The organism is Pseudomonas sp. HR1 (assembly GCF_030175875.1).
Classification (GTDB): Bacteria; Pseudomonadota; Gammaproteobacteria; order Pseudomonadales; family Pseudomonadaceae; genus Chryseomonas; species Chryseomonas oryzihabitans.
Map to the genome: position 1 here is coordinate 77,130 of NZ_JASNRF010000008.1, position 11,353 is coordinate 88,482.

11 protein-coding genes are annotated in these 11,353 nt (G+C 69.4%); 4 read left to right on the forward strand and 7 right to left on the reverse strand.

All coding sequences use genetic code 11. The features are described 5' to 3' along the window. Positions 1-26: 26 nt before the first annotated feature. On the reverse strand, positions 27-2,180 hold the full coding sequence (locus tag QKY98_RS21940) for a mechanosensitive ion channel family protein (RefSeq protein ID WP_284671590.1): 2,154 nt from the start codon (positions 2,178-2,180) through the stop codon (positions 27-29). 93 nt (positions 2,181-2,273) lie between these two features. Next, on the reverse strand, positions 2,274-3,635 hold the full coding sequence (locus QKY98_RS21945; protein WP_150338523.1) for an MATE family efflux transporter: 1,362 nt from the start codon (positions 3,633-3,635) through the stop codon (positions 2,274-2,276). A gap of 130 nt (positions 3,636-3,765) precedes the next feature. On the opposite strand from QKY98_RS21945, the gene pdxB reads away from it, so the two are divergent. Next, positions 3,766-4,929 (forward strand): 4-phosphoerythronate dehydrogenase PdxB, encoded by a 1,164-nt coding sequence (gene pdxB, locus QKY98_RS21950; RefSeq protein ID WP_284671591.1) that lies wholly within the window; start codon positions 3,766-3,768, stop codon positions 4,927-4,929. Positions 4,930-5,039: 110 nt separating this feature from the next. Here the strand turns inward: pdxB and ppnP are convergent, their stop codons facing one another. Further along, positions 5,040-5,321, reverse strand: a complete 282-nt coding sequence (ppnP, locus tag QKY98_RS21955; RefSeq protein ID WP_027597776.1) for a pyrimidine/purine nucleoside phosphorylase — start codon at positions 5,319-5,321, stop codon at positions 5,040-5,042. A gap of 82 nt (positions 5,322-5,403) precedes the next feature. After that, a complete protein-coding gene (locus QKY98_RS21960; RefSeq protein WP_007162266.1) occupies positions 5,404-5,955 on the reverse strand; it encodes a 3'-5' exonuclease in 552 nt (183 codons plus the stop codon). A 185-nt stretch (positions 5,956-6,140) separates the two neighbouring features. On the opposite strand from QKY98_RS21960, the gene QKY98_RS21965 reads away from it, so the two are divergent. Both QKY98_RS21965 and QKY98_RS21970 read left to right on the forward strand, forming a co-directional pair. Beyond that, positions 6,141-6,395 (forward strand): YkgJ family cysteine cluster protein, encoded by a 255-nt coding sequence (locus QKY98_RS21965; RefSeq protein ID WP_027597778.1) that lies wholly within the window; start codon positions 6,141-6,143, stop codon positions 6,393-6,395. 50 nt (positions 6,396-6,445) lie between these two features. Then, entirely contained in the window at positions 6,446-7,045 is a 600-nt protein-coding gene (locus QKY98_RS21970) for an START domain-containing protein (RefSeq protein ID WP_007162268.1), read from the forward strand. A 106-nt stretch (positions 7,046-7,151) separates the two neighbouring features. Here QKY98_RS21970 and msrQ read toward each other — a convergent pair whose 3' ends face one another. Both msrQ and msrP read right to left on the reverse strand, forming a co-directional pair. Further along, positions 7,152-7,760, reverse strand: coding sequence for a protein-methionine-sulfoxide reductase heme-binding subunit MsrQ (gene msrQ, locus QKY98_RS21975; RefSeq protein ID WP_093249011.1), 609 nt, complete (start codon positions 7,758-7,760; stop codon positions 7,152-7,154). Beyond that, positions 7,760-8,770, reverse strand: a complete 1,011-nt coding sequence (gene msrP, locus QKY98_RS21980; protein ID WP_027601163.1) for a protein-methionine-sulfoxide reductase catalytic subunit MsrP — start codon at positions 8,768-8,770, stop codon at positions 7,760-7,762. Before msrP ends, msrQ begins: the two co-directional genes overlap by 1 nt. A 211-nt stretch (positions 8,771-8,981) precedes the next feature. On the opposite strand from msrP, the gene QKY98_RS21985 reads away from it, so the two are divergent. Further along, positions 8,982-10,679 carry a dihydroxyacetone kinase family protein gene (locus QKY98_RS21985; protein WP_284671592.1) on the forward strand — a complete coding sequence of 566 codons (1,698 nt, stop codon included), beginning with the start codon at positions 8,982-8,984 and terminating at the stop codon, positions 10,677-10,679. On the opposite strand, the gene QKY98_RS21990 is transcribed toward QKY98_RS21985, so the two are convergent. Then, positions 10,676-11,329, reverse strand: coding sequence for a DUF2238 domain-containing protein (locus QKY98_RS21990; RefSeq protein ID WP_284671593.1), 654 nt, complete (start codon positions 11,327-11,329; stop codon positions 10,676-10,678). The two genes, QKY98_RS21985 and QKY98_RS21990, sit on opposite strands and share 4 nt — an antisense overlap. Positions 11,330-11,353 lie beyond the last annotated feature (24 nt).

The following is an 11,353-nucleotide window of genomic DNA, read 5'->3' on the forward strand; positions in this document are numbered from 1 at the left end:
CCGGCGGTCGTGCCAGCGCAGCGGGGTCAGCCCTCGCTCGGCGCCTGGCCGCCCCGCGTCGCCTGATCCAGCGGCGAGCCACCCACCTCGTAACGCACGTTCATGCGTGGCGAAGCCAGCTCGATGCCGGCGTCATCCAGGTAGCGCTTGAGCCTGAGGTTGAAGGCCCGTGACACCTCCCACTGCTTGATCGGCGCGGTCTTGAAGCGGAATCTGAGGATCGCCATGCCGGAATCGAAGCTTTCCACCCCCTGCAGCTCCAGCGGCGACCAGATGTCCCGGCCCATCAGCGGATCCTGGCGCAGCGAGCGGCCGACCTCCTGGACCATCTCGATGGCCTTGTCCACCGACAGCGCCTGGGGAATCGGCAGGCGGAAGATGGCGTAGCCGAATTGCCGCGAGTAGTTCTGGATGCTCTTGATCTCGCTGAAGGGGATGGTGTGGACGATGCCGTCGATGTCCCTCAGTCGTACGGTGCGGATGGTCAGGCCCTCGACGGTGCCCAGGTGATTGCCGACGTCGACGTAGTCGCCGATGGCCAGGGAGTCCTCGATGATGATGAACAGCCCGGTGATGAGGTCGGCCACCAGGCTCTGGGCGCCGAAGCCCACCGCCAGGCCGATGACGCCGGCACCGGCCAGCAGCGGGGTGACGTTCACGCCCATGTTGGCCAGGTCGACGATCAGGGCGATGACGAAGATGGTCAGGAACAGCACGTTGCGGATCAGCGGCAACATGGTCTGGGCGCGGGCGTTGTTCGGGCTGACGCGGTGCAGGTTGAGGCCGCGGTGGATGGCGGTGTCGGCCAGGATCCACACCAGCCAGGCCAGCAGCAGGGTGCCACCCAGGCCGAAGAACTTGCTGGCGACCGCATGGCCGTCACCCTGGCTGAATCTCAGCAGCGAGAGATTCCAGGCGCGCAGGGCCAGCTCGATGCCCACCAGCCAGATGGCGATGCCCAGCACCAGCACGAAGAAGGCGCGCAGCCGTTCGGCATAGGCTTCCTGGATGCGGCCGTGCGGCCGCCGGCGCAGCAGTCGCGCCCGCACCAGGGCGTTGAGCCCCAGGGCGGCGCCCATGGTCACGGCGAACAGCAGCGCCCGGCGCAGGGCGTCGCTGGTATCGCCGGCGGAGACGAAGGTGGCGACCACCGAGACCCCCACCAGGATCAGCAGCGGCAGGTGCCAGAGCCGGGCGATCAGGTGGCGCACGCCCTGCAGACCGTGCAGCGCCTGGCGCTTGGCCAGCGGCTGGTTGCGGATCAGGTGGGCGATGGGCCGGCGGAATCTCAGGGCGAACTGGGCGGTGAGCAGCGCCGCGCAGATGTTGGCGCCGATGGCGATGACCGCGGCCAGGTGTGGCCCCAGGGTCTCGGCCAGGTGCGGATCGCTGGCGGCGCCGCCCAGCGCGGCCAGGCTGCCGATGATCCACAGCGGGCGGAAGGCGCGGCGGCGCAGGATCAGCAGGGCGCGACTGCGATGGGCGCCGCTGGGCAGCGAGCAGATCACCACCACGGTAGCGGCGAACAGCGGGCCGGTGACGGCGGCATAGGCCAGGGCGACGGCCACCGTCTTGCCCAGCGAATCCGGCAGCCACAGCGACACCACCAGGGTCAGGATGAAGGCCAGCAGCCAGGGCGCCAGCTTGCGCAGGGCGAAACGGACCAGGTCCAGGGTGCGCGGCCTGAGCGGCAACTCCTCGGACAGTCCGAATCTCACCCGCAGGCGATGGCTGATGGTCTTCAGGCCCAGGGCGCAACCGGCCCAGAAGGCCAGGGTGACGACAAAGCCGGAGAGCAGGTTGAGGCGCTGTTCGGGCGCCGGCGCCAGGGCGGCCAGCTCGGCGCCGGCCTGGTCCAGCTGGTATTGCCAGCGTTCGCGCAGGTTGTCGCGTTGCAGCTGCTGCTCGACCACCGTCAGGGTATCGGTGATCAGCCCGATCACGCCCTGGGAGGCGCTGGGCTCGGCCTTGTTCTGCGCCGCCTGCAGCTTCTTGAGATCCGCCAGCAGGCGATTGCGCTGCTGATCGCTCTCCAGGGTCTTGATGACCTGGTCCAGGGACTGGCCGAATTGCGGATCGACCTGGTCCTTCTGGGCGCCCGGCAGTCCGGGCAGGGCGGCCTGAGCCGGGCCGATGAGCAGGAAGCAGAGGCAGAGGAGTTGTAGCAGGCGAAAGATCATCGAAGCCGCACGCTCGCGAAAGAGGGAAACGCCCGTCCCGGTCGGCAGGACCGCCGGCCGGGGGGAGGGCGCCAGTGTACCAAGGGCAGCGCGCTAGGCGCTGTGGATGCGTCGACGGGCGCTGCGGGCCAGCCGCACCGACAGCAGGATGGCCGCGCAGGTCAGGCCCAGCACCAGCCCCTGCCAGAGGCCGGCCGGACCCCGTGGGGCACCGAACCAGTCGCTCAGGCCCAGTGCCCAGCCCACCGGCAGGCCCACGCCCCAGTAGGCCAGCAGGGTGATGATCATGGTCGCGCGGGTGTCCTGGTAACCGCGCAGGGCGCCGGCGGCGGTGACCTGGATGGCATCGGAGAACTGGAAGATGCCGGCGAACACCAGCAGCGAGGCCGCCAGCTGGATCACCGCCAGGTCCTGGGAATAGAGCCCGGCGATCGCCGTGCGCGCGGTCAGCATCAGGGTGCAGGAAACGCAGGCGCAGAGCAGCCCAGCAGCCATGCCGACCCCGGCGGAAAAGCGCGCCTCGCGTGGTTCGCCGCGCCCCAGCGCCTGACCGACCCGCACCGTCACCGCCATGCCCAGCGCCAGGGGCACCATGAACACCAGCCCGGAGAAGTTGAGCGCCACCTGGTGCCCGGCGACCACGGTCGGCCCCAGCTCGCCGATCAAGAGGGCCACCACGGAAAAGATGCTGGATTCGGCGAAAATCGCGATGCCGATGGGCACGCCGATGGCCAGCAGGGCGCGCAGCGTCGGCCCATGGGGCCGCTCGAAGCGGGCGAAAAGGGCGCAGGCGCGATAGCGCTCGGTGCGGATGATCGCCAGCATGGCCAGCAGCATCGCCCACATCACCGTACCGGAGGCGAAGCCGCAGCCGGCGCCGCCCAGCGCCGGCATGCCGAGGTGGCCGTAAATGAAGATCCAGTTCAGCGGCACGTTCAGCGCCAGGCCGGCGAGCCCTACCAGCATGGCTGGGCGGGTACGCCCGAGGCCGTCGCTGAAGCAGCGCAGCACATAGTAGAAGGCGGTGGCGGGCAGGCCCATGGCGATGCCCTTGAGATAGAGCAGGGTCGGCCCGATCAGCTGGGCGTCGACATGCATGGCCACCAGCAGCGGGCGGGCGTTGAGCAGCAGCAGGCTGGCGACGAGGCCACAACCCAGGGCCAGCCACAGCGCCTGGCGCACCAGCGGACCGATCTCCTGGCTGCGGCCGCCGCCGTGGCGCTCGGCTACCTTGGGGGTGGTCGCCAGCAGGATGCCGGTCATCAGCAGGAACACCGGAATCCACACGGAGTTGCCCAGGGCGACGGCGGCGAGGTCGAGCGGGCCGACCCGGCCGGCCATGACGGCGTCGACGAAGCCCATGGCCGAATGGGAGAGCTGGGCGATGACGATGGGCGCGGCCAGGGAGAGCAGGGCGCCGAATTCACGTCTGATGCGGGGCAGGGAGGAGGTCACTTGATCGTTCGGTCAGCTTCGGGGCCGATAGTCTAGTCCTCATGGCCCGGGTGGCAACCCTCGCGGCGACCGTTGCCTGCCGCCGATGGCCTGCTAAAGTGCCGGTCCCCGCCCTTGCGAGTGCCCAGGCATGCACATTCTCGCCGACGAAAACATTCCGCTGCTGGACGCCTTCTTCGGGCCCCACGCCACCCTCGAACGCCTTCCCGGTCGCGCCTTCGATCGCGCCGCCGTGAGTCGCGCCGATGCGCTGCTGGTGCGCTCCATCACCCGTGTCGACGCCGCTCTGCTGGCCGGGTCCAGGGTCGGCTTCGTCGGCACCTGCACCATAGGCACCGATCACCTGGACCTGGGCTATCTCGACCAGGCCGGCATCCGCTGGAGCAATGCGCCAGGCTGCAATGCCCGCGGCGTGGTGGACTGGGTGCTCGGCGCCCTGCTGGCACTGGCCGATGGTGCCGGCGCCGAGCTGGCCCAGCGCACCTATGGCATCGTCGGCGCCGGGCAGGTCGGTGGCCGCCTGGCCGAGGTGCTGCGCGGACTGGGCTGGACGGTGCTGGTCTGCGATCCGCCCCGCCAGGCCGCGGAGGGGGGTGACTTCCACAGCCTCGACGAATTGCTCGAGCGCTGCGACGTGCTCTGTCTGCATACCCCGCTGATCCGGGACGGCGAGCAGCGCACCTTGCACCTGTTCGATGCCGCTCGCCTGGCCAGCCTGCGCCCGGGGACCTGGCTGCTCAATGCCTGCCGGGGCGAGGTGGTCGATAACGCCGCGCTGCGGACGCATCTGGCCGGTGGCGCCGAGCTCAGGGTGGCGCTGGATGTCTGGGAAGGCGAGCCGGGCATCGATCCTGAACTGGCCCGCCTGTGCCAGCTGGTGACGCCCCATATCGCCGGCCATAGCCTGGAAGGCAAATGGCGCGGCACGGCGGAGATCTACGAGGCCTTCTGCGCCTGGAGCGGGGAGACACCGCGGCTGAATCTGGGCGATCTGTTGCCGCCTCAGCAGCTGGAGCGCCTGGTGTTCAGCGGGGATACGCCCGAGGCGACTGTCTTCAGGCGGGTCTGCCGCGCGGTCTATGATCCGCGCGACGACGATGCGGCGCTACGCGCGACCCTCGGCTTGCCGGCCCTGGCGCGTGCCCAGGCGTTCGACGCCCTGCGCAAGGGCTATCCCATGCGTCGGGAGATTCCGGGGCTGGTGCTCGAAGGGGCGGGCGTGGCTCGGCTGGCGAGGGCCCTGGGCTGCAGCTGGCGACATGGCGACGGCTCCGAAAGCGGCGGTGTCGTTTAGGACCGAGGCGCGGCGCAAGCGTTCAGGTGGGGTAGCGGCCTGCCGCCAGCCGGCCGGGACGGCCGAATGACGGGAGCGCAAGGCGCGGGAGCCGCATGGCTCCCTCGGACTCAGTGGTATTCGCAGAGGTAGGCGGTGTCTTCCGCGACCTTGAGCTGGAACTTGGCATTGGCCGGCACGGTGAACTGGCTGCCCGCGGCGAAGGTTTCCCAGGTCTCGCTGCCCGGCAGCTTGACGGTCAGGGCGCCGGCCACCACGTGCATGACTTCCAGCTGGCTGGTGCCGAATTCGTATTCACCGGGGGCCATGACGCCCAGGGTGGCGGGCTTGGACTTGAGGCTGAAGGCGATGGATTTGACGGTGCCGTCGAAGTATTCGTTGACCTTGAACATCGGATTTCCTTGTGCGAAAGCGGTTGGGACCGTCGGCGAGTATGCCCAAGGCCGAGGCCCACTGTCACCGCTCCAGACGAGGCTAGCGCGCGAAGGCCGGCAGGCTGGCGGGCAACAGCTTGGCGGTGTTGCGGGCGTCGGTCTCGGCCCGGTGCAGCACCCCGGTAAAGGCCAGTCCCGCCGACTCCAGGGCGGCGGTGAGTCCCAACGGGCGCGCCAGGCCACGGGCCTTGGCGAAGGCCTGCTTGAGATTGCGATGCGGCACCCGGGCCAGGTGGGTATGCAGGTCGTGCTCGCGCCAGGCGCGTTCAAGCAGGCGACGGTCGAAATCGCCCCAGCTGCACCAGCCGGCGAGGGTGGTCTCGTAGGCGCCCAGCCAGGCTTCGAACGCCGGCCAGGTGCTCTCCAGCGGCTCGGCGCCATCGACGTCGGCCTGGCTGATATGGGTGAGGTCGCGGCAGAAGGGCGTCAGCAGCGGCAGCCGCCGGGGCTGGACGAAACTCTGGTAGCGACCAAGCTCCTGGCCCTCGGCGTCCACCATCACCGCGCCGATCTCGATGATCTCCATCAACTCCAGGGGCCAGCCGCCTTCGTCGGTGGTCGCTTCCAGGTCCAGCACCAGCCAATGCTTCATCGTCACGCCCTCGGGGAGCCGCCTCGATCGTCGCAGATAAGACGGTGGAAAGGCCGCGGGGTTGCGTGGCGAGGTGCGAATGAATGTTACATTCATGACTCGATAGCGACATCTGGTCACGATTCGCTTGTGAGGCCCCAGCCTTGCTCTTAAGCTTGAAGCCTCTTTCTCTGCGAGTTTCACCCATGGAGTGCCGTCCGGGTTGTGGCGCCTGTTGCATCGCGCCGTCGATCTCCTCACCGCTGCCACGCATGCCCCAGGGCAAGCCCTCCGGCGTGCGCTGCGCCCACCTGGACAGCACCAACCGCTGCGACCTGTTCGGCTCGCCGCTGCGCCCGGCGGTGTGCGGCGGCTTCCAGGCCGAGCTGGCGTTCTGTGGCACCAGCAGCGCCGAAGCCATGGCCATCCTGCTGCGCCTCGAAGGTGAAACCGCCGCCTGATCCGGTTTTGAATTGCGCTCTCCGACAACCACAACAACAAGGGACGTCCCATGCACAAGCCGCTTCGCTCCATCCTCGCCCTGACCCTGCTCGCAGCCACCGGCCTGGCCCAGGCCGAGGACTGGCAACTCGCCAAGCAGGAAGACGGCATCCAGGTCTACACCCGCGCGGTCGCCGGCTCCAAGTACAAGGCCTACCGCGGCGTGGTCCAGATCAAGGCCGATCCGGCCACCATCGCCAAGCTGCAGGACGACCCCGTGGGTTCCTGCAAGTGGATCTTCCGCTGCCAGTCGCTGCAGGTGCTCAAGCGCCAGGACAACCAGGCCTGGACCTACATGCGCATCGACATGCCCTGGCCGGTGACCGCCCGTGACGTGGTGCTGCACATCACCGAGCAGAAGACCCCCGATGGCGGCTTTACCCGCACCCTCGAAGGCCAGCCGGACTATCGGCCTGCCGCCGACGGCTATGTGCGGGTCGCCAGCTTCCAGGGTCAGTGGCGCGTGGTGCCGAAGAACGGCGGCTCGGAAGTGACCTACGAGGCCCAGAGCGAGCCGGGTGGCAGCGTGCCGTCCTGGCTGGCCAACAGCTTCGTGGTGGATGCCCCGCTCAACACCCTGAAGGGCCTGCGCCAGGCCGCGCAGCGCTGATCGACCGCCTAGGGCAACGGTCTGGCCACCGGCGCCGGGCCTGTTCAATACCACCCCTAGTCTGTCGAAGCGGACAGGGTTCCCCTCTGTACTTCGACAGCCGTAATCAACGCACAGGGGTTGCCGGATGGCTGCGTCTCTTGCGACGCCAGCCATCCACCAGCCGGAAGGCCAGCAGCGCGGCGCCGATGGCGGCGTAGATCGCCCACTCTTCCAGGTCCGAACGCACGATCCAGAGGTAGTGCAGCAGCCCCAGGCCCAGCACCAGGTAGGCCAGCCGATGCAGCTCCTTCCAGCGCTTGCCCAGGCGGCGCATGGCCGGGCGATTGGAGGTGACGGCCAGGGCCAGCAGGATCAGCAGGGCCGCGGCCCCGACGATGATGTAGGGTCGGCGCTGCAATTCCACGCCCAGCTGCGAAAGGTCGAAGCCCAGCACGAAGGCCAGGTAGCCGAGGAAGTGCAGCAGGGCATAGGTGAAGGTCCATAACCCGAGCTGGCGGCGGATCACCGGCCAGAGCTTCCAGCGGGTGAGGCGCGACAGTGGGGTCAGACTCAGGGTCAGCAACAGCAGCACCAGGGCGCCGGTGCCCAGCTTGTCCACCAGTGCCTTGCCCGGGTCCGGGCCGAGGGCGAAAATCCAGGCCTGGTACAGCCACCACAGCGGCGGGCAGAGCGCGGCGACGAACACCGCCACCCGCCAGAGCAGTACACCCATCAATAGTTTCTCCGCAGATCCATGCCGCTATAGAGCGAAGCCACTTCCTCGCCATAGCCGTTGAACATCAGGGTCGGTCGCACGTTGGGGCTGAACAGGCCGCTGGGCAGGCGCCGTTCGCGGGCCTGGCTCCAGCGCGGGTGATCCACTTCCGGATTGACGTTGGCATAGAAGCCGTACTCGTTGGGCGCCATGCCCTGCCAGGTGGTGCGCGGCTGCTCTTCCACCAGGCTGATGCGGACGATGGACTTGATGCCCTTGAAGCCATACTTCCAGGGCACGATCAGGCGCAGCGGCGCGCCATTCTGATTGGGCAGCACCCGCCCGTACATGCCCACCGTCATCAGCGTCAGCGGATGCATGGCCTCATCCAGGCGCAGGCCTTCCACATAGGGCCAGTCCAGCAAGGCGAAGCTGGAATTCATGCCGGGCATGTGCTGCGGATCCTTGAGCGTCTCGAACCTCACGTAGCGAGCCTTGCCGGTGGGCTCGACGCGCTTGAGCAGGCTGGCCAACGGAAAGCCCAGCCAAGGGATGACCATGGACCAGGCCTCGACGCACCTCATGCGGTAGATGCGCTCTTCCAGGGTGTCCGGGGCGAAGAGGTCTTCCAGGCCGTAGGTGCCGGGCTTGCCCACCTCGCCATCGACCACCACGCTCCAGGGCTGGGTCGGCAACTGGGCGGCATGGGCCGCGGGATCGCTCTTGTCCGGGCCGAATTCATAGAAGTTGTTGTAGTGGGTGGCGTCCTTGAAGGGGGTGATGTCCTCGCCCTTGACCGTGGCCGCCTGCCAGCGGGTATCCGGCAGCTTGCGCTCGAACCAGTCCGGACCCTTGGCGGCTTCGACGTCGCCGTAGCTGGAGGCGGCGGCCAGCGCCCAGCCGGGCAGTGCGGCGCCGGCGAGCAGGGCGCCGCTGGCACCGAGCAGCTGGCGCCGGGACAGGTAGACGGCTTCGGGGGTGATCTCCGACCCACGACAGGCAGAGCGTGGAACGATCTTGATCGGCATGACGGACCTCGACGGGGAGCGCGCAGGAGCGCGGCTGGCTAACAGCGTGAGACATCCCGGTCGTGAAAAGCTTCCCGGGCCAACGATAGCCTGCCGTCCCGGTCCGGCGGAAGGCCGTTGCGCGCCTGTCAGTCGGCCGTTCAGGTCGCTGCCAGGCAGGCGCGGGACCCCGTGCCATACTGCGGCGACCTCTCGCCCTCAGGAGTCCCCGATGAAGAAGCTGATCAATAGCCCCACCACCGTGGTTCGCGAACTGCTCGAAGGTCTCGTCAGCCTGGATCCCGGCCTGGCCCTGCTGGCCGAGGAACAGGTCATCCTGCGCCAGCCCCTGGCCGCGACGGGCGAGCGCCCGGTGGCGGTAATTTCCGGCGGCGGCAGCGGCCACGAACCGGCCCATGCCGGCTATGTCGGCGAGGGCATGCTGACCGCGGCGGTGGCGGGAGACGTCTTCACCTCACCGAGCGTGGATGCCGTGCTGGCCGCGATCCGGGCCGCGGCTGGTCCTGCCGGCGCCCTGCTGGTGGTCAAGAACTACACCGGCGACCGTCTCAACTTCGGCCTGGCCGCCGAACTGGCGCGCAGCGAAGGCATTCCGGTCGAGACGGTATTGGTGGCGGACGACGCGGCCCTGCGCCACACGGTGGCGCCGGAAAGGCGCCGGGGCATCGCGGGCACCGTGCTGATCCACAAGCTCGCGGGCGCGGCAGCCGCCGCCGGACGACCCCTGGACGAGGTGGCCGCCCTGGCCCGCGCCGCGAGCGCCGAGTTGCGCAGCATGGGCGTGGCCCTGGGCGCCTGTACCGTGCCGGCGGTGGGGCATCCGGGTTTCCAGCTGGCGGACGACGAGGTGGAGTGGGGCCTCGGCATCCATGGCGAGCAGGGCGTCGAGCGCGGCCCCCGGCTGGGCGCCGACGCCACCGTGGCGCGGCTGCTGGATACCCTCGTCGAAGACGGCGGCTATCCAGAGGGCACGCGCCTGGCGCTGCTGGTCAATGGCCTGGGCGCGACGCCGCCGCTGGAACTCGCCCTGGTGGCGCGGGCGGCATTGAGTCAGCTGCGCCAGCGGGGACTGGTAGTGGAACGCGCCTGGACCGGCACCTTCCTCAGCGCCCTGGACATGCCCGGCTGTTCGCTGTCGCTGATGCCAGTGGATGAGGCGTGCCTGGCGCTGCTCGATGCGCCGACCCAGGCGCGAGCCTGGCCGGGTGACGGCCGGGTCCCGGCGGCGCCCACGCTGTTGCCCGCACCCGCGGCGGCAGCCGAAACGATCCCTCGCACCCCCGGTCCCCTGGCCGCGCGGCTGCAGGCGGCGGCAGATGCCGTCATCGCCAGCCTGCTGGCCCACGAAGCCCGCCTCACCGATCTGGACAGTCGCGCCGGCGATGGCGACCTGGGCACCAGCCTGGCCCGGGGCGCCGAAGCCATGCGCGCCTTGCCGGCCAGTGCCTGGTATACCCCGGCCAGCGCCCTGGCCGCCACCGGTCAGGCGCTGCGCCGGGCCATTGGCGGCAGCTCCGGCCCCTTCTATGCCTGCGCCCTGGTTCGCGCCGCCCAGGTGCTGGATGGGGTGGAACGTCCGACCCTTGCGCAGTGGGCCGAGGCGTTCGACGGGGGCGTCCAGGCCCTGGCCGAATTGGGTGGCGCCCAGCCGGGCCAGCGCACCATGCTCGATGCCTTGCGCCCGGCCGCGGATGCCCTGCTGGCCGGTGCCCTGGCGGGCGCCAGCCCGACGCAGGCCTTTGCCGCAGCCCTGGCCGCTGCCCGTGAGGGCGCCGAGGCCACCGCCGAGATGCTGCCGGCCCAGGGCCGTGCCAGCTACCTGGGCGAGCGCGCCCGCGGCATTCCCGATGGCGGCGCCGTCGCGGTGGTCTGCTGGCTGGAGGCGCTGGAACCCGTAATGGCCCGCTAGGCCGAGCCAGGGCCCTGACTAGTCCTGCGGCGTCCGGGCCAGCTATGGCGGCAACCCAGGGAGAGCAGGGCGCCGAGAAAGGCCAGGGCCATGTCCTTTTGCGCATCCCAGGGATCGCCCTGGGCGCCGACGAAGGCCTCCCCGGCGTCTTCCGCGAGCAGGTCGGCGCCCAGCCACTCCATCAGTTCGTAGCCGGCCGAGGAGGCCAGCACGAATTCCAGGGCCACATAGGCGCTCCGCCAGCCACGCAGGCCGCTCAGGCCCTGGACCACCTCGCGAACGGGGCGCGCCAGCAGCAGGCCGTAGGCGAAATGCACCAGCCGGTCGTAGTGATTGCGCTGCAGGCCCAGCGCCTCGTCCAGGCGAAAGCCGGTCAGCGCCTGCCAGGCCTCCTCGTAGGGCACCTGGGAATAGGTGTAGTGAGCGCCAATCTGGTGCAGCACCAGAAAGCCGCAGAGTTGCAGACTGGCGCTGGCCGACAGCTGGAAGCGCCGCTGCACGAGGGCGACGCCTGCCAGCGCAGCGATCACCAGCAGCTGCTCGATCATCCAGGTGAGACGGTCGCTGGGTGCCCAGCCGAGCGTCAGGGTCAGTAGCGCCAGCATCAGCAGCAGGGCGAGTTGCAGACGAGAGCAGCGGGTGGTGTTCAAACACGAGCGCCTTGTGCGGAAAGC